General features: G+C 72.7%; 18 protein-coding genes. 10 read left to right on the plus strand and 8 right to left on the minus strand.

Annotated elements, in window-relative coordinates:
* Positions 1–31 precede the first annotated feature (31 nt).
* The 5 genes from K3769_RS28325 to K3769_RS28350 are packed head-to-tail and all read right to left on the minus strand — an operon-like array spanning position 32 to position 5,162.
* On the minus strand, positions 32–976 hold the full coding sequence (locus K3769_RS28325) for an NAD-dependent epimerase/dehydratase family protein (RefSeq protein ID WP_267029102.1): 945 nt from the start codon (positions 974–976) through the stop codon (positions 32–34).
* A complete protein-coding gene (locus K3769_RS28330) occupies positions 964–1,581 on the minus strand; it encodes a dTDP-4-dehydrorhamnose 3,5-epimerase family protein (protein ID WP_282566263.1) in 618 nt (205 codons plus the stop codon). Before K3769_RS28330 ends, K3769_RS28325 begins: the two co-directional genes overlap by 13 nt.
* Positions 1,582–2,904: an activator-dependent family glycosyltransferase gene (locus K3769_RS28335; RefSeq protein WP_267029103.1), complete on the minus strand. Its 1,323-nt coding sequence runs from the start codon at positions 2,902–2,904 to the stop codon at positions 1,582–1,584.
* Between the two features lie 43 nt (positions 2,905–2,947).
* Complete coding sequence (locus K3769_RS28345; protein WP_308216408.1) at positions 2,948–4,324, minus strand: SRPBCC family protein; 1,377 nt, start codon at positions 4,322–4,324, stop codon at positions 2,948–2,950.
* Positions 4,325–4,376: 52 nt separating this feature from the next.
* The gene (locus tag K3769_RS28350) at positions 4,377–5,162 is read right to left on the minus strand and encodes an SDR family NAD(P)-dependent oxidoreductase (RefSeq protein WP_267029104.1); all 786 of its coding nucleotides are present in this window, start codon (positions 5,160–5,162) and stop codon (positions 4,377–4,379) included.
* Positions 5,163–5,479: 317 nt separating this feature from the next.
* On the opposite strand from K3769_RS28350, the gene K3769_RS28355 reads away from it, so the two are divergent.
* The 6 genes from K3769_RS28355 to K3769_RS28380 all read left to right on the plus strand — a co-directional run bounded on the left by K3769_RS28355 (position 5,480) and on the right by K3769_RS28380 (position 10,962).
* A complete protein-coding gene (locus K3769_RS28355; protein WP_267029105.1) occupies positions 5,480–5,830 on the plus strand; it encodes an antibiotic biosynthesis monooxygenase family protein in 351 nt (116 codons plus the stop codon).
* Entirely contained in the window at positions 5,827–7,098 is a 1,272-nt protein-coding gene (locus K3769_RS28360) for a beta-ketoacyl-[acyl-carrier-protein] synthase family protein (RefSeq protein ID WP_267029106.1), read from the plus strand. Before K3769_RS28355 ends, K3769_RS28360 begins: the two co-directional genes overlap by 4 nt.
* Positions 7,095–8,360 carry a ketosynthase chain-length factor gene (locus K3769_RS28365; protein ID WP_267029107.1) on the plus strand — a complete coding sequence of 422 codons (1,266 nt, stop codon included), beginning with the start codon at positions 7,095–7,097 and terminating at the stop codon, positions 8,358–8,360. Before K3769_RS28360 ends, K3769_RS28365 begins: the two co-directional genes overlap by 4 nt.
* Before the next feature lie 75 nt (positions 8,361–8,435).
* On the plus strand, positions 8,436–8,711 hold the full coding sequence (locus K3769_RS28370; protein WP_267029108.1) for an acyl carrier protein: 276 nt from the start codon (positions 8,436–8,438) through the stop codon (positions 8,709–8,711).
* A complete protein-coding gene (locus K3769_RS28375) occupies positions 8,711–9,928 on the plus strand; it encodes a ketoacyl-ACP synthase III family protein (RefSeq protein WP_267029109.1) in 1,218 nt (405 codons plus the stop codon). The genes K3769_RS28370 and K3769_RS28375 overlap by 1 nt, the downstream gene beginning before the upstream one ends.
* Complete coding sequence (locus tag K3769_RS28380; RefSeq protein WP_267029110.1) at positions 9,925–10,962, plus strand: acyltransferase domain-containing protein; 1,038 nt, start codon at positions 9,925–9,927, stop codon at positions 10,960–10,962. Before K3769_RS28375 ends, K3769_RS28380 begins: the two co-directional genes overlap by 4 nt.
* A gap of 171 nt (positions 10,963–11,133) precedes the next feature.
* Here the strand turns inward: K3769_RS28380 and K3769_RS28385 are convergent, their stop codons facing one another.
* Positions 11,134–11,994: a class I SAM-dependent methyltransferase gene (locus tag K3769_RS28385; RefSeq protein WP_267029111.1), complete on the minus strand. Its 861-nt coding sequence runs from the start codon at positions 11,992–11,994 to the stop codon at positions 11,134–11,136.
* Between the two features lie 258 nt (positions 11,995–12,252).
* Here K3769_RS28385 and K3769_RS28390 point away from each other — a divergent pair, with 258 nt between their 5' ends.
* The 4 genes from K3769_RS28390 to K3769_RS28405 all read left to right on the plus strand — a co-directional run bounded on the left by K3769_RS28390 (position 12,253) and on the right by K3769_RS28405 (position 15,841).
* Positions 12,253–12,687 carry an ester cyclase gene (locus K3769_RS28390; RefSeq protein WP_267029112.1) on the plus strand — a complete coding sequence of 145 codons (435 nt, stop codon included), beginning with the start codon at positions 12,253–12,255 and terminating at the stop codon, positions 12,685–12,687.
* A gap of 46 nt (positions 12,688–12,733) precedes the next feature.
* Complete coding sequence (locus tag K3769_RS28395; protein ID WP_267029113.1) at positions 12,734–13,576, plus strand: AfsR/SARP family transcriptional regulator; 843 nt, start codon at positions 12,734–12,736, stop codon at positions 13,574–13,576.
* Between the two features lie 112 nt (positions 13,577–13,688).
* A complete protein-coding gene (locus tag K3769_RS28400) occupies positions 13,689–14,159 on the plus strand; it encodes a nitroreductase family deazaflavin-dependent oxidoreductase (RefSeq protein ID WP_267029114.1) in 471 nt (156 codons plus the stop codon).
* Between the two features lie 53 nt (positions 14,160–14,212).
* Positions 14,213–15,841, plus strand: coding sequence for an FAD-binding oxidoreductase (locus tag K3769_RS28405; RefSeq protein WP_267029115.1), 1,629 nt, complete (start codon positions 14,213–14,215; stop codon positions 15,839–15,841).
* A 95-nt stretch (positions 15,842–15,936) separates the two neighbouring features.
* On the opposite strand, the gene K3769_RS28410 is transcribed toward K3769_RS28405, so the two are convergent.
* Together K3769_RS28410 and K3769_RS28415 are read right to left on the minus strand one after the other, a co-directional pair.
* Positions 15,937–16,650, minus strand: coding sequence for a class I SAM-dependent DNA methyltransferase (locus tag K3769_RS28410; RefSeq protein ID WP_267029116.1), 714 nt, complete (start codon positions 16,648–16,650; stop codon positions 15,937–15,939).
* A gap of 15 nt (positions 16,651–16,665) precedes the next feature.
* Positions 16,666–17,559, minus strand: a complete 894-nt coding sequence (locus tag K3769_RS28415; RefSeq protein ID WP_267029117.1) for an NAD(P)H-binding protein — start codon at positions 17,557–17,559, stop codon at positions 16,666–16,668.
* Positions 17,560–17,798: the final 239 nt, after the last annotated feature.

The raw sequence follows: 17,798 nt of genomic DNA on the forward strand, positions 1-17,798 counted from the left end.
GGGGCGTACGCGGCTCGTCCGGCGCGGCGGGTCAGTCGGCGGGGGTCTCCCAGGTCGCCCGCATCGCCTCGGCCAGCGGGATCCGCGGTTTCCAGCCGAGCAGTTCGCCGGCCAGGCCGATGTCGGCCAGGGTCCAGCCGCCGCCCTTGCTCGCGATGGGCCCGTCCTCGACCCGGATCGCCTCCGGCGGCAGCCCCGAGGCGGTGACCAGCAGGTCCACCAGCTCGCGCATGGCGGTGGCCTCGCCGCGGCCGATGTTGACGACCCGTCCGGTGGCCGCCGACGTCACGGTGAGGACCACGGCCTCGGCCAGGTCGCGGACATCGATGAAGTCCCGCCGGGCGTCCGCGACCCGCAGGGTCACCGGGTCGCTCGCGTCCGCGGCCCGCAGCCGGTCGACGACCGCCCCGAGGAAGCTGGCCCGGGTGGTGCGGGGGCCGCACACGTTCACCGCGCGCAGCACCAGCCCGTCCACCCGGCCGGCCCGGGTGGCGTCGAGCACCAGCTCGGAGCCGGCCAGCTTGGTACGCGCGTACATGGTGGCCGGCCGGGGCTCCAGGTCCTCGCCGATGGCGAGCGGCTCGGCCACCGGACCGTACTCGTGGATGGAGCCGACGTGGATCAGCCGCGGCCGGTCCTCCATCAGCGTCACGGCCTTCAACAGGCGCTCGACCAGGGTGATGTGGGCGTACCGCATCTCCTCCTCGGTCGTGCCCCAGCCGCCCGTCACATTGACCACGGTCCGCACCCGGTGCCGGGTGAACAGCCGGGCGAGTTCGGCGGGCGGGACCGCCGCCACGTCCAGGCCGGCGAAGACGTGCCCGGCCACCGCGGGGCCGCCGCGCCGGGCGACGGCCAGCACCTCGTGCCCCTCGCGGGCCAGCGCCGCGCTCACACAGCGGCCGACGCAGCCGGTGGCCCCGAGCACCGCGACCCGGGAGCCCCCGGCCGGCGGCCGGCCGCTCAGGGCCGCCACAGCGCGGCCTCGATCCGACGGCACTTGTCGTACTCCGGCAGGCCGCCCTCCGCCCGCACCTGGGCGAGCGGGGGCGCGGCCGTGTCCCGTGCGGACAGCAGCGGCGCCACGTCCGTCGGGATCGGCAGCCCGAGCGCCGGGTCGAGCGGGGACAGGGACAGCTCGTGCCGGGCCTCGTAACTCCCGGAGAGCATGTACGACATCACCGTGTCGTCCTCCAGGGCGATGAAGGCGTGGCCGACACCGACCGGGAAGTACATGGCGCCGAAGGTCTCCTGGTCGAGCACGGAGGAGTCCCAGCGGCCGAAGGTGGGCGAGCCGACGCGGATGTCCACCACGATGTCGATGGCGCGGCCCCGGGCGCAGTACACGTACTTGGCCACGCCCGGCGGGGTGACCGTGTAGTGGATACCCCGGACGGTGCCGCGTTTGGACATGCTGTGGTTGGACTGCGCGACGGGGAAGAGGGGGTGGCCGAGGGCCTCCACGAACGCCGGTTCCTGGTACGGCGAGGTGAACAGGCCGCGGTCGTCCTCGAAGACGGGCGGGTTGAAGGCGTACGCGCCGGACACGGCGAGTTCGCGGAACTTCACGGCGGTGGTCATCTACAGCTCCCCCCGGACGGTGCCGGCGGCGGCCGGGGCCGCGCGGTGTTCCGCCACCAGTTTCTCCAGCAGCGGGACGATGTCGTTGGGGCTCGGCGTCCCCACCATCTCCCGGCGGATCCGCGCGCAGTTCTCCGCGAACGACGGGTCGTCCAGCAGCCGCAGCACGTGGTCGCGCAGGTCCTGCGCGGTGTAGTGGTCGACGTCGTGCAGATAGAGGCCCGCGCCCGTCTTCTCCAGCTGCTTCGCCTTGTGGATGGTGTCCCAGACCATGTCGGGCACGATCAGCTGCGGGACACCGTGCGCGAGCGCCGTCTGGAAGGTGCCGCTGCCGCCGTGGTGGATGACCGCGGCACAGGTCGGCAGCAGGGCGTTGAGCGGGACGAAGTCCACGGCCCGTACGTTGTCGGGGAGTTCGAGTCCGGCGAGCTGCTTCTCGTTGAGGGTGGCGACCACCTCGACGTCCAGCTCCGCGAGTGCCGAGACGAGTTCGCCGATCGAGGCGCGGTCGCCGTCCAGCACCTCGCGGTGGGCCACGCCCAGCGTCAGACAGACCCGGCGCTTCTTCGGCGGCTCGTGCAGCCACTCCGGTATGACGGCCTGGCCGTTGTAGGGGATGTACCGCAGCGGGACGAACGGCTGCCTCACCGGGAACCGCATCGACGGGGGCACCGGGTCGATGGTCCACTGGCCGACCGCCACCTCCTCCTCGAACCCGGCGCCGTAGCGGCCGAGCGTCCAGGTCAGCCACTCGCGCAGCGGATCGTCCCGCTGCTCGGGCAGCCGTTCCGCCTGGAGGTCGAGGAAGGTCTCGCGCATCCGCCCCAGCAGGTCGAGCCCGAACAGCAGCCGGGCGTGGGCGGCGCCGGTGACCCGCGCGGCCACCGGTCCGGCGAAGGACAGCGTGTCCCAGACGACGAGGTCGGGCTGCCACTCGCGGCTGAACGCGACCAGGTCGTCGATCATGCGTTCCGGGCAGGAGTTCTGGAAGGCCATCGCCGTCATCGAGGTGAACACCCCGAGGACGTGGTCCCAGGTCAGCATCTCGGGACGGGTCTCCGTCATGTCCATCCCGGCTTCCGCCTGGCTCTCCATGATCTCGGCGTCGTCACCCAGGCCCTCGTTGACCCGCTGCATCTGCTCCTCCAGGAGCAGTGGCTCACCGACGCACACGGCGGTCAGCCCGGTACGGGTGATGTCCTCCGCGAGGTCCGGCTGGCTGGCGATACGGACCTCGTGGCCGGCGGTCTGGAGGGCCCAGGCCAGCGGGACCTGGGCATGCATATGGGACTTCGCGGCGAACGTGGTGAACAGGACCTTCATCGATCTCCCTCTTCGCGGGGCGGATGGTGGCGTGCGGCGTGTCTCACTGCCCGTCGTGGCCGACGTACCGGTGCTTCACCAGCCAGCCGTCGCCGTTCCCTTCTCCGTCCTCGCCCCCGTCGGCGACGAGGACGTCCTGGCACGACGTGCTCAGCCGGATCTGCGGAGCGGCGTCCGTCGCGGTGGCCACGACCAGGGCGTCGTAGCCCGTGCGCACCGAGCCGTCCGGGAACCGCCAGGCGGCCGGCAGGCCCAGCCAGTGCCGGCGGACCGTGCCGACGGGTGCCGCGGGCCGGTTGCGCACCGCCGCCGCGATGGCCGCCCGGCCGCGCACCGGTTCGGCGAACGAGCTCTGGTCGAAGGCCCCGTCCTCGGTGAAGGTGGCCGCCCAGGCGTCCCCCTCGCCCTCGTCCAGGAGCCGCATCTGCCGGGCGTAGAAACGCTGGATCGAGGCGTACTCGGCGGGCGGCACCGGGGTGGCCCTCGCCCGCCCCTCCGCGTACTCCTTGGCGTGCCGCATGGTGATCGTGCTGTTGCCGCCGAGCGCGTCCCGGACGAAGGTGCGGGCGTCGGCGGTGGTGGCGTCGGAACCGAGGACCCTGGTGACGGCCGCGGCGTTGACGACCACGGTGTGCCGCGAGACGGCCACACAGCCGGACGGGATCTCCCGTACCGTCCACTCCCCGGTGTGCACGGACATCAGGGCCGGGGTCTGCAGCTGCTTGTACGAGATCCGCCCGTCGGGCAGGCAGATCCGCACCGAGGCCGTGGTGTGCGTCGAGCCGTCGGGCGTACGGGTGTCCATCTCCAGGTGCTGGACGTCGGGGGTGTCCTCCTTCAGCAGCACCCGCGCCACGTGCGGCAGCCGCTCCTGCCACCGGCCCGCGTCGTGCAGGAAGTCCCGTACCTCCTGGGCCGGGGCGTCGATCCGCACCGAGTCCTCGAAGGTGTACGGGGCCTCGTCGGTGCCGGTGCGCAGCGCGGCGGACTCCAGGGCGGCCAGTTCGGCGCCGCTGTTGCGGTCGATCGCCTCCAGGATCCAGGCGACGTTGCGCTCCAGGTCGTCGACCGCCCGGAAGTCGTGCAGCAGCCGCACCCGGCTGCCGCCGCCGGGCAGCGCCTCGACGATCCACTCCCCGCCCATCGCGGCGACGGGATCCTGCGAGACCTCCTGGCGGAAGCGGATCCGCAGCCCGTCGCGGTCCAGGGTCCGCCGCGAGGTCCAGGACTTGACCTCGCCGTTGGCGGTGGCCCAGATCCGCAGCCGCTCCTCGTCGCCCGACCGTTCCAGATACTCCACGTGCAGGCTCGGCGGGAAGACGAACGGCCAGTCCTCGGCCCGCTCCACCAGGCCGAAGACGGCCTCCGGGGCGGCGGCCACCGTGATGGTGTGCTCGGTCGTGTGCACCTCGTGCGCCATGCTGATCCTGATCCCCTCTGTCCGCCCGGGCCGCGCACGGCCGGGCCCGCTGTCAGTAGTTGCCGAGCCCGCCGCAGACGTTCATCGCCTGCGCGGTGATCGACGCGGCGGTCGGGGAGAGCAGATAGCCGACGAGCCCGGCGACCTCGTCGGGCGTGGAGTAGCGGCCGAGGGGGATCTTCGCCTCGAACCTCTCCAGCACCTCGCCCTCGGTGATGTCCCAGGCACCGGCGTAGCCCTGGCGCACCCGCTCGGCCATCGGCGTCTCGACGTAGCCGGGGCAGACGGCGTTGACGGTGACGCCCGTCTTCGCCAGCTCCAGGCCGAGGGCCTTGGTGAAGCCGACCACGCCGTGCTTGGACGCCGAGTACGGCGCTCCCAGTGCCACGCCCTGCTTGCCGCCCGTCGAGGCGATGTTGACGATCCGTCCGGCGCCGCGCTCCAGCATCCCGCCGGTGGTCAGCACCTCGCGGGTCATCCGGAAGACGCTGTTGAGGTTGGTGTCGATCACGTCGAGCCACAGCTCGTCGGGGATCTGCGCGGTGTGGCCGCCACCGCTGCGGCCGGCGTTGTTCACCAGGGCGCCGACGGGGCCGAACCGGTCCCTGGCCTCCTGGACGAAGGCGCGTACCCGAGCGGTGTCGCGCACGTCGCAGGAGGCGCCGTCGACGTCGTGTCCCGCCTCGCGCAGCTCCTTGACGGTGTGGGCGACCCGGTCGCCGTCGCGGGCGCAGATGAAGACCCGCGACCCGCCCTCGGCCAGGCTCCGGGCCACGGCGAGACCGATCCCGCTGGTGGCACCGGTGACGATGGCGACGCTTCCTGCTGCTGGCGGCATGACGGCTCCTCAGCGGTCCCTGCGGGTGTCTGTGACGGATGTCCGTGACGGATGTCCGTGGTGGGTGTCTGCGGTGGGTGTCCGCACGGGACGGCGGACGACAGCGAGGGTTTCAGCGGCCGCTCGAATCGCGCTCGACCCATGGCCCGGCCCGGGCTCCAGCGGCCTTCCACCCGCCTGCGAGACCAGGCACGCAGCGTGGAACGACACGAACGACCGCACGATGTCAAGCGATGCCGGGTCACACGAACGGGTCAAAAACAGACCTGACGACACCGGGCGATACCGGGCAACACCGTCGAACGAGGAGGCCATTGATGACGGATCACGAGCCAGACGCCCAGGCCGAGGAGGCCGGCGCCGTGACCTTCGTGAACACCTTCACCGTGCACGCCGAACCCGAGGTGTTCGAGAAGGAGTTCGCGCGGACGTCCGAGTTCATGGCGCGGCAGCCGGGCCTGATCCGGCACACCCTGGCCCGGCACGCGGAGCGGCCCGGCCAGTACGTCAACGTCGCCGAGTGGCGGGACGTCGCCTCGTTCCGCGCGGCCGTCTCGCACGCCGACTTCCAGCCGCACGCGGGCGCGCTGCGCGCCCTCGCCGAAAGTCGGCCGGAACTCTATCTGGCACGGCTGCGCCGCGACGGCGGCGCGGAGGAGGGGATATGACCGCCCGCCGTGTGGTGGTCACCGGCCTCGGGGTGATCGCGCCGGGCGGAGTCGGCACGAAGGCGTTCTGGGAACGCATCGTCTCCGGAGTCTCCGCGACGAGGACCATCACGGCCTTCGACGCGACGCCGTTCCGCTCCCGGATGGCCGCCGAGTGCGACTTCGACGGAGCCCGCCACGGACTGTCGGCCCGTGACACCGCCCGGCTGGACCGCGCCTCCCAGTTCGCCCTGGTCGCAGCCCGCGAGGCGCTCGCCGACAGCGGCGTGGAGATCGACGGGAGCAACGCGCACCGCACCGGCGTCAGCCTCGGCTCCGCCGTGGGCTGCACGCTGAAACTGGAGGAGGAGTACGTCGCGCGCAGCGACGGCGGCAAGCGGTGGCTGGTCGACCACGCGGCGGGCACCCCGTACCTGTACGACTACTTCGTGCCCAGCTCGATGGCGGCGGAGGTCGCCTGGGAGGCGGGCGCCGAGGGTCCGGTCGCGCTCGTCTCGGCGGGCTGCACCTCAGGACTCGACTCGCTGGGCCACGCCGTCGAACTCATCCGTGAGGGCAGCGCCGACATCATGATCGCCGGGGGCAGCGACGCCCCCATCGCGCCGATCACGGTGGCCTGCTTCGACGCCATCAAGGCCACCTCGCCGCGCAACGACACCCCGGACCACGCCTCGCGGCCCTTCGACCGGACCCGCAGCGGCTTCGTCCTGGGCGAGGGCGCCGCCGTCCTCGTCCTGGAGGAGCGGGAGTCGGCCCTGCGGCGCGGGGCGCAGGTCTACGCCGAGATCGCCGGCTTCGCCGCGCGCGCCAACGCCCACCACATGACCGGACTGCGCCCCGACGGCCTGGAGATGGCCGCCGCCATCACCGGCGCGCTCGACGACGCCCGGACCGACCGCCAGGCCGTCGGCTACGTCAACGCGCACGGCACGGCCACCCGGCAGAACGACATCCACGAGACGGCCGCCATCAAGCACAGCCTGGGCGAGCACGCCCACCGCGTCCCGGTCAGCTCCATCAAGGCGGTCATCGGCCACTCGCTCGGCGCCGTCGGCTCCATCGAGGCCGCCGCCTCCGCCCTGGTGATCCGGCACGGCGTGATTCCCCCGACCGCGGGACTGCACGAGCCGGACCCCCAACTCGACCTCGACTACGTGCCGTTGACCGCCCGCGACCAGCCCGTCGACACCGTGCTGACGGTGGGCAGCGGCTTCGGCGGCTTCCAGAGCGCGATGGTGCTCACCGCATCCGAAGGGAGGCGCCCATGACCACCGCGCCCGCCACCGCCGCGCCGACGACCACCGCGGCCGGGACCGCCAGGGCCGTGGTCACCGGGGTCGGCGTGCTCGCGCCCAACGGGATCGGGGCCGAGGAGTACTGGGCAGCGACCCTGCGCGGGGAGAGCGGCATCGCCCGCATCACCCGCTTCGACCCGTCCTCGTACCCCTCCCGGCTGGCCGGCGAGGTCACCGGGTTCTCGGTGCGCGACCACATCCCCAGCCGGCTCGTCCCGCAGACCGACCGCACCACGCAGTTCGCCCTCGCCGGCGCCGACTGGGCGCTCGCCGACGCCGGGCTGAACGCGGAGAGCCTGCCCGCCGACGAGCGCGGGGTGGTGACCGCCAGCGCCTCCGGCGGCTTCGAGTTCGGCCAGCGCGAACTGGGCCACCTGTGGGGCAAGGACCCCAAGCATGTCAGCGCGTACATGTCCTTCGCCTGGTTCTACGCCGTCAACTCGGGCCAGGTCTCCATCCGCCACGATCTGCGCGGGCCCACCGGGGTCCTCGTCACCGACCAGGCGGGCGGCCTCGACGCGGTCGCGCAGGCCAGGCGCCGGATCCGCAAGGGCACCCCGCTGATGCTGACGGGCGGCATGGACGCCTCGCTGTGCCCGTACGGGCTCGCCGCGCAGATCTCCGCGGGCATCCTCAGCGAGAGCGAGGACCCGGCCCGCGCCTATCTGCCCTTCGACGCCGCCGCGAACGGCCATGTGCCCGGCGAGGGCGGGGCGATCCTCGCCCTGGAGGACGCGGACCGGGCCCGGGAGCGCGGGGCCCGGATCCACGGGGCGATCGGCGGGTACGCCGCCACCTTCGACCCCCGCCCGGGCTCGGGGCGCCCGGCCAACCTGGAGCGGGCCGTCCGCGGGGCGCTGGCCGACGCCGGGCTGCGTCCCGGGGACATCGCGTTCGTCCTCGCGGACGGCGCCGGTGAACCGGAGCCCGACCGTGTCGAGGCGCAGGCCCTGACCGCGGTCTTCGGCCCCGGCGGCGTGCCGGTCTCGGTCCCCAAGACCATGACGGGACGCCTCTACTCGGGCGCCGCGCCGCTCGACCTGGTCACCGCGCTGTTCGCGCTGCGGGACGGCGTCGTCCCGCCGACGGTCCACGTAGAGGAGACGACGGGCCACGACCTCGACCTGGTGACCGGCGCCCCGCGGCCCGTCACGGGGGACGCGGCGCTGGTACTGGCCCGGGGCCGCGGGGGCTTCAACAGCGCGATGGTCGTCCGCGGCCCGTCGGCGCCCTGAACCCCCCTGTCCGGCACCACCGACCAGCCACCACGCACCACGCACTGCTCACCATCACCCCACTTAGGAGACGTCATGTCCGCTTTCACCACCGAGGACCTCTTCCAGATCATGCGTGAGTGCGCGGGCGAGGAGGAGGCGGTCGACCTGTCGAGCGCCGCCGCGGAACAGGAGTTCGGACTGCTCGGCTACGACTCGCTGGCCCTCATGGAGGCGATCAGCAGGGTGGAGCGCGGCTACGGCATCGCCCTGCCCGAGGAGACACTCGGCGAGGCGCTGACCCCCGCGGCGTTCGTCGCCGTCGTGAACGCCGCGCTCGCCGACCGCATGCCCGCGGCGGGGGCCGCCTGATGACCGAGGCGGGGCCGGGCGCCGAGGGGGCCTTCGTCGCGGAGGCCCCGGCGCCGGACATCCGGATCGCGGGGTGCGGGGTCTGGCTGCCGCCCCGCACCCCGGTCGCGGACGCCGTCGCGGCCGGGCTGTGCGACGAGGCCCTGGCCAGGACCACCGGCATGCTGTCGGTGTCCGTGGCCGAGGACGAGCCGGCCCCGGAGATGGCGGCCCGAGCGGCCCGCATCGCCCTGGAGCGGTCGGGCTTCGACCGAGGGGGCGTCGACTCGGGGGCGGGGGCCGGGTCGGGGGCCGGGGCGGGGGCTGAGCCCGGGTCCGGGGCCGGGCCCATGCCCGGGTCCGGGTCCGGGTCTGCTTCTGGTGACGTGTCGCTGATCCTGCACGCCAGTTTCTTCTATCAGGGGCACGACCTGTGGGCGCCCGCCTCGTACGTCCAGCGTGCCGCCGTCGGCAATCAGTGCCCCGCCATCGAGGTCGGCCAGGTCTCCAACGGAGGCATGGCCGGACTCGGACTCGCGGTCGACCATCTGCGGGCGGGCCCGGCGGCAGGCGAGCCGGACCGACGGGTCCTGCTGACGACCGGCGACGCCTTCCGCCCACCCGGCTTCGACCGCTGGCGCAGCGACTCCGGCACCTTCTACGGGGACGGGGGCACCGCCCTCGTGCTGTCCTCGCGGGAGGGCTTCGCCCGGATCCGTGGCCTGGCCACCGTCTCCGTGCCGGAGCTGGAGGGGATGCACCGCGGCGACGACCCGTTCGGCAGCGCCCCGTTCAGCCACCGGCCGGTGGTCGACCTGGACGCCTGCAAGAAGGACTTCCTGGCCACCCACCGCGTGCCCCAGGTGATCGCGGCGAGCGGGGCCGCGCAGGACGCCGCCGTCGAGCGGGCCCTCGCCGCCGCCGGGGTCACGCTCGCCGACGTCGACCGCTTCGTCCTGCCCCACCTGGGCCGCAAGCGGCTGCGGGCGGGCCATCTCGCCCGCTTCGGGATCGCGGAGGAGCGCACCACCTGGGAGTGGAGCCGCGGCATCGGACACCTCGGCGCAGGCGACCAGATCGCCGGGTTCGACCACCTGGTCGCCTCCGGGAGCCTCCGCGCCGGCGACCTCGTCGTGTGGATGAGCGTGGGCGCCGGCTTCACGTACTCCTGCGCGGTCGTCGAGATGCTGGAACGGCCCGCCTGGGCACCTACGACACTGGCTGGAGAGGCCGTATGACCGCCGAACGCCCCTTGCCCGTCGCCCTGTTGCTGCCCGGCCAGGGCTCCCAGCAGCCGCGGATGGCCGCGGGCCTCTACGGGTACGAGCCGGTGTTCACCGAGGCGATGGACGAGTTCTTCGACGCGGCGGGCGCCGAGGGCGGTCCGCTGCGCGAGGACTGGCTGGCCGAACGGCCCGCCACGGAACTGGACCACGTCACCCGCTCGCAGCCGCTGCTGTTCGCCGTGGACCTGGCGCTGGGCCGACTGGTGCTCAGCTGGGGGGTGCGTCCCGCCGCCCTGCTGGGGCACAGCATCGGGGAGCTGGCCTCGGCGGTGCTGGCCGGGGTGTTCAGCACCCGGGACGCGGTCGGGCTGGTGCTCGACCGGGTCGGGCGGCTGGCGAAGGCGCCGCCGGGCGGCATGCTCGCGGTCGCCGCGTCCACGGCGGAGGTGGCTCCGTATCTGAGCGGGGACGTGGTCGTGGGCGCGGTCAACGCCCCGCGCCAGACCATCCTGGCCGGTCCCGACGGACCGCTGGACAAGGCCGGCCGTGCGCTGGGGGAGGCCGGGTTCGTCTGCCGCCGGGTTCCGTCGCTCAGCGCCTTCCACAGCCCTCTGCTCGAACCCGCCTGCCGGGGCGCGGCCGAACGCTTCGCCGCGGTGCGCAGGAGCAGCCCGGCCGTGCCGGTCCACTCGGCCTACACCGCCGCCCCGTTGACCCGGGCCGACATCGACGACCCGTCCTTCTGGGCGCGGCAGCCCGTGGCACCGGTGCTCTTCTGGCCCGCGCTGGAGGGGCTGCTGGCGGCGGGTGACCATCTGCTGGTGGAGGTGGGGCCCGGGCAGGGCCTCTCCCAGGTGGCCCGCCGCCACCCTGCCGTCCGGCGGGGCAGCAGCGCGGTGGTGTCGCTGCTGCCGGCCCGGCCGGGTCCACCGGAGGGGGACCGGTCCGCGATCGGGGCCGCCGTGGCGCGCATCGCGGGGGCGGGCCATCCGATCGGTCGCGCCACCGCGTCCCGGGGCGCCCCGTCCGCGGCCCCGGCCGTCTGACGGGCCGCCCCGCGCGGAGCCGCGTACAACGGACGCCCCGCCCCCGGTCGTTGCACGGGGGCGGGGCGTCGGCCTTGTCACCTGCGGGCCGGTGCGGCCGGGTGCGCGGGACCCTCGCGCCCTCGCGCCCTCGCGCCCCGCGCCCCCGCGCGGCGCGGCGCGGCGGCGCGATCAGGCGTCGGCAGTCGCCGTCACGTACCGCACGGGGGTGTCGATCGTGAGCGGTCCGTCGCCCTCCCGCATCGCGTCCAGTGAGGTGATCAGGCGGTCCCGCAGCTGTTGTCGTTTGTCGTTCGCGAGGTGGTTCCACAGCAGGCGCATGCCCTGTGTGTGGGACCAGTCCACCCACGCCAGGCCCGACTCGGCCACCAGTTGGACGGACTCGTCGACGACCGACACGTCCTGGAAGCCGGCCCCCTCCAGCGTGCGGGCGAGGTCGGCCGGGTCCGCGAGCCAGCTGTTGAAGCGCTGCGAGAGCCGCTCCGGCTGCCACTGCGGAGGCAGGTCGAGCAGCAGCTCGCGCGGGATGAGTTCGGTGAACACCGGCGGCAGGAAGGGGAAGGTGTCCTCGCTGAACACCGGGCTGGTGAAGGCGAGCCGCCCCCCGGGGGAGAGCAGCGGCGCGTAACGGGCCAGCGCCGAGGGCGCGTCGGGCAGGAAGATGACGCTGTAGCTGCCGAGGACGACGTCGAAGGAGCCCGGTTCGAAGTCGGGATGCTCCCCGTCCATCACCCGCAGCTCCACCGTGCCGGCGCCGCGCAGCGCGGCCTCCTTCGCGGCCTCCTCGATCATCGCCTCGGCGACGTCGATGCCCACGACCCGGCCCGTCGGCCCCACCCGCTCGGCCGCGGGGAAGACACAGGCCCCCCGGCCGCAGCCCACGTCGAGGACCCGTTCGCCCTCCCCGGGGGCCGCGCGTTCCACCAGGCGCCGGCCCATCGGAGTGAAGAACTCCACGCCGAGCCGGTCGTAGGACGCCGCGGCGCTGTTGAAGGCCGCCGCCACTTCGGATTTGTACGTGGACGTGTCCACTGAATCTCCCGCTCTCTCGGTGGATACACCACTTTTCCCCGCCGGTCTCGGGCACGGATGGAGAGGCCTTGGAGCGCCACTGGACCGCCGCTGGACACAGGGCAAAGAAGTCCCCGGGAGGCCGATTCGCTCTTGTTATGGCGGAGGCCGGGTCCTAAGAATTGATTCCGGAACGTACCGCCGCACCGGTTCCGATCGGCAGTGACCGATTCAGGGCCGAGCGGGGACCGATTTCTTGCCGATTCAGGAGGAGAAAGCGTGAGTGACCAGATAGCGAGTGTCCGGCGCCTGGTGGAGGCGTACAACACCGGGAAAACGGACGACGTGGCCGACTACATCCATCCGGAATACATGAATCCGGGAACTCTGGAATTCACTTCGCTGCGCGGCCCCGAGCTTTTCGCGATCAATGTCGCATGGGTGAAGAGGACGTTCTCCGAGGAGGCGCGCCTGGAGGAGGTGGCCATCGAGGAGAACGGCGACTGGGTGCGTGCCCGGCTGGTGCTCTACGGGCGGCACGTCGGCGAGATGGTCGGCATGGCGCCCACCGGGCGGTTGTTCTCCGGCGAGCAGATCCACCTCCTCCACTTCGTCGACGGAAAGATCCACCACCACCGCGACTGGCCCGACTACCAGGGCACCTACCGCCAGCTCGGGGAGCCGTGGCCGGAGAAGGAGCACCGCCGTCCGTGACGGCGGATTCCGCGAAGGCCGCAGAGCAGGAGTAGGGGGAAGCACGATGGAATTCGGTGTGCTGGGACCGCTGTACGTCCGGGTGGACGGGGAGACGACCGCCCCGAGCGCCCCGAAGCTGCGCAACGTACTGGCGATGCTGCTCGTCCACACGGGACAGGTGGTGCCCGTGCCCTCACTGGTACGGGATCTGTGGGACGACGACCCGCCCGTCAGCGGTCTGACCACGCTGCAGACGTACATCCTGAACCTGCGCAAGATGTTCTCCGCGGTCACCGGGCTGACCACCGACGAGGTGGCCCGCGACATCCTGGTGACCCGCGCGGGCGGATACGTGCTGGCCGCCGAGGCGGGCGCGCTCGACCTGCACCGCTACCGCCGTCTGGTGACCTCCGGCCGGGAGGCGCTGGTACGCGGCGACGACGCGGCCGGGGTACGGGACCTGAACGAGGCGCTCCTGATGTGGCGGGGCCCCGCGCTGGTCGACGTACCGGCCGGGCGGGTGCTGGAGAGCCGGCGCCGGCAGCTGGAGGAGTCCCGGCTCGCCGCCTTCGAGTACCTGGTCGACGTGGAGCTGCGGCTCGGCATGTACCGCGAGGTGCTGGCCGAGCTGGCGGCCCTCACGGTGGAGAACCCGCTGCACGAGGGCCTGCACGGCCAGTACATGTGGGCCCTGCACCTCAGTGGCCGCAGGGCCCAGGCGCTGCAGGTCTTCCACCGGCTGCGGGGCGCGCTGGTCGCGGGTCTCGGCCTGGAACCCGGGCCCCAGGTGCAGCGGCTGCACCGGGCGGTGCTGAACGCGGACACCGACTTCGAGCCCCGGTTCGCCGTGGGCCGGGCCCCGGTCGCGGTCGCGGCCAGCGCGTTCGGCGGGGCCCGCCCCTACTGACGTACCGGTGTCCGTACGGCGGGCGGGTATTCAAATTTGATTGCGTCGCCGGGTCCAGCGTGACTAGGGTGAAGCTAGACAAATTTGATTAGCTGGGAAGGGTGGAGGGGTCATGCCCGAGGAGCACGAGTCGGAGCAGCAGGAACAGCCCGACGAGACGCCCGTCGACAGTCCGACGGGCTGGGTCGCCGCGCACATACGCCGCTACGACCGCAGCGGCGGCAAGGAGGGGGCGAAGTGGTACGGGCTCGACACCCTGCTCCTCACCACCCGCGGCCGGAAATCGGGAAAGCTGCGCCGCACCGCGGTGATCTACGGCCGGGACGGCGACAACGTCGTCGTGGTCGGCTCGAACGGCGGAAAGCCCGAGCATCCGCTCTGGTATCTCAATCTCGTCGCCTCGCCCGAAGCCCATGTCCAGATCGGTGAGGAACATCTCGACGTGCGCGCCCGCACGGCGACCGCCGAGGAGAAGCCGGAACTCTGGAAGCTCATGACGGGTCTTTTCCCGCAGTACAAGAGTTACCAGAAGAAGACCACCAGGGAAATTCCCGTGGTGATTCTGGAGCCCGTCGAGAAGTAACCGCAGACGGTGCACGCCAGACATTGCATGCACGGAAAGGGAAGGTGTCTGTGTTGAACGAATTCACGCGCCGTGGTTTTCTCGGCAGCGCGGCGGCGGTCGGCGGGGCCACGGTGGTCACCACGGCCGTCCCCGGTGTCCAGGCAGCCGAGGCCGCCGTACCGGAAGCGGCACAGGGCGGCGCGTGCGGCGCCAGGACCGGGCTCGTCCAGGTGGACCGGACGGACCGGCGCTACCAGGACCTGGTCAGCCGGGGATTCAACGGACGGTTCCGCGGCAAGCCCGACGCCGTGTACGTCGTGCACACCGCGGACCAGGTCGTCGACGCGGTGAACCGCGCCCTGGACGCGGGCCGGCGGATCGCGGTGCGCAGCGGCGGCCACTGCTTCGAGGGCTTCGTGGACGACCCCGCCGTACGGGCCGTCATCGACATGTCCGAGATGCGGCAGGTCTTCTACGACTCCGCCAAGCGGGCGTTCGCCGTCGAACCCGGGGCCACCCTGGGGGAGGCGTACCGCACCCTGTACCTCGACTGGGGCGTGACCATCCCGGCGGGCGTCTGCCCGCAGGTGGGCGTCGGCGGCCATGTGCTGGGCGGCGGCTACGGCCCGCTCTCCCGCCGCGACGGAGTGGTGGCCGACCACCTCCACGCCGTCGAGGTCGTCGTCGTGGACGCCTCCGGCCGGGCCCGCAAGGTCGTGGCCACCAACGCGGCCGGCGACCCCAACCGCGAGCTGTGGTGGGCCCACACCGGGGGCGGCGGCGGCAACTTCGGCATCGTCACCCGGTACTGGTTCCGTACGCCCGGGGCCACCGGCAACGACCCGTCCGGGCTGCTGCCCAAGGCGCCGAAGTCGACCCTGCGGCACATCGTGACCTGGGAGTGGTCCGCCCTCACCGAGAAGGCGTTCACCCGGATCATCGACAACCACGGGGCCTGGCACCAGCGCAACAGCGCCGCCGACACCCCGTACGCCAGTCTGCACAGCGTCTTCTACCTCAACAGCAAGGCGGCCGGGCAGATCCTGCTGGACGTCCAGATCGACGGCGGACTGGACGGCGCCGAGGGGCTGCTGAACGACTTCGTGGCCGCGATCAACGAGGGCACGGGCGTGGAACCCGCCGTCCAGCGGAGCACGGAACCGTGGCTGCGGGCCACGCTGGCCAACAAGTTCGACACCGGCGGGTTCGACCGGACCAAGTCCAAGGGCGCGTATCTGCGCAAGCCGTGGACCGACGCCCAGGCCGCCACCCTCTACAAGTATCTGAGCGCCGACACCCAGGTGTGGGGCGAGGTCTCGCTCTACTCGTACGGCGCGAAGGTCAACTCCGTTGCGGAGACGGCCACCGCCACCGCCCAGCGCGACTCCATCATCAAGGTGTGGATGTCGGCCACGTGGATGGATCCCACGCAGGACGACACCAACCTCGCCTGGATCCGGGAGATCTACCGCGACGTCTTCGCCACCACCGGCGGCGTCCCGGTGCCCGACGACCGTACCGAGGGCACCTTCATCAACTACCCCGACATCGATCTGGCCGACCCGCGGTGGAACACCTCCGGAGTTCCCTGGCACACGCTCTACTACAAGGGGAACTACCCGCGCCTGCAGAAGGTCAAGGCGCGCTGGGACCCCAAGAACGTCTTCCGGCACGCGCTGTCCGTACGGCTGCCCGACTGACGACGGGACGACTGACGACGGGACAACCCGGACGACGAAAGGGGGCGGTGGCCGCGGATCGCGGCCACCGCCCCCTTTCGTCGTCCCGCCTGCGGTCAGCCGCGGTCCGCGAGGAACAGGCCGCGGCCCGACTGGATGCCCTCCACGTAGGCGACCTTCAGCCCGGCCCGGGTGAACGCCTCCTCGTACTCGGCCCGGGTGAACAGCCTCAGCGCGTGGCTCTCCGCGAAGTGCCGCACACCGCTGTCGGGGTCGCCCACCACGTAGTGCACGACCATGTGCGAGGTGTGCCCCTGGCGCTCCGTGTGGGAGACGCGGGTCAGCGTCCGCCGTCCCACGGTCACGGTGTCCCCGCTGACATGGCGGTCGAGGGCCGTCTCCAGGAACCACCACGGGTCCACCGCCACGACACCGCCGGGTGCCAGGTGCCCGGCGAACGACCGCAGGGTCGCGGTGAGTTCCGCGGTGTCCTTCAGATAGGCGATCGAGCCGAACATGCAGGTGATCGCGTCGTAGGAGCGGCCCAGGGCGAGGTCGCGCATGTCACCGCCGTGCAGGACGGCGGCGGGCACCGCGCCGCGGGCCATCGTCAGCATCGCGTCGGACAGTTCGAGGCCCTCGACCTTGTCGAAGAGCTGGGCGAAGTGCCGCAGGTGCGCGCCGGTGCCGCAGGCGACGTCCAGGAGCGAGGCCGCCGCGGGGTTGCGGGCCCGTACGAGCCCCGCGACGGTGGCGGCCTCCACCCGGTAGTCCTTGCCGCGCGACTCGTGCAGCAACTCGTAGATCTCGGCCATCCCGGCTCCGTACATGGCGAACTCCCCTCCTCAGCCGGCACTGCCGGCACTGCTGGAACCGTCGGCGCCGGTGGCACCGGCCTCGCCGTCGCCGCTGAATCCGTCGACGTGTTCCGCCGCCCAGCTCGCGAACGTCCGGGCCTCCCGCCCGGTGACCTGGCGCACCACATCGGTCACCGGCCCCGGGGTGACGGCCGACCCGGCGAGGTAGTCCAGCAGCATCTCGACGACCGGCGGCGGCATGACGGCGCTCATGGCCTCCCGCCCGGCCTCCCGGCTCAGCTCCTCGAAGCGGATGTCCCGGCCGATCGCCTCCGCGATCACGGCCACCTGCTCGACCTGGGTCAGCGCCCGGGGCCCCGTCACCAGGTACCGGGCGCCCGCGTGGCCGTCCTCAAGGAGGGCGGTCGCCACCACCGCCGCGATGTCCGCCTCATGGACGATCGCGCGGGCGGCCCCGCCGTAGGGGGCGCGCACGACGCCCTCCGTACGGATGGAGTCGCCCCACTTCCAGAGGGTGTTGCCGGCGAACTCGTCGGGGCGTACGAAGGTCCAGTCCGCCCCGCTGTCCTCGACGGCCCGTTCCACCGCGCGGTGGTGCTGGTGGCTGGGGTTGCTCTCGTCGTCGAGCACCGAACTGGACGACAGGACGACGATGTGCCCGACCCCCGCCTTGCGGGCGAGCGCCGCGACCTCGTGGGCGGTCTCCGGCACCGGGAAGAGGTACATCCGGTCGATGCCCTCCAGGGCGGCGGGCAGGGTGTGCGGCTGCTCCAGGTCGCCCTCGACGACCTCGACGCCGGCCGGCAGCGCGGCGGTCGCGGGGGTCCGGGTGAGCGCCCGCACGTGGTGCCCGGAGGCCGCCAGGCTCCGGGCGACATGGCGTCCCACCTTGCCCGTGGCACCGGTCAACAGGATGTTCAAGGCCCCTCCTCGGCGTACGAAACGGTGCTCCCCGGCCGCGCCGCGCCGATGCGCCGTGCGGTGCCGGGGAGGCGGTTCCAGGGGCCCAGGCTGTCGCGGCGGGCTAGAGGACTCCGTGAGCCCCGCTGGACTTGGGCGGACCCCGGCGGGTGCCGGGCGGCATCCGGCACCGCTCCAGCGGGACTTGAGCGGTCCTGCAGCCGTTCTCAGGCGGGTCAGGGGCAGTCTGGCCTGACATC

The organism is Streptomyces ortus, assembly GCF_026341275.1.
Classification (GTDB): Bacteria; Actinomycetota; Actinomycetes; order Streptomycetales; family Streptomycetaceae; genus Streptomyces; species Streptomyces ortus.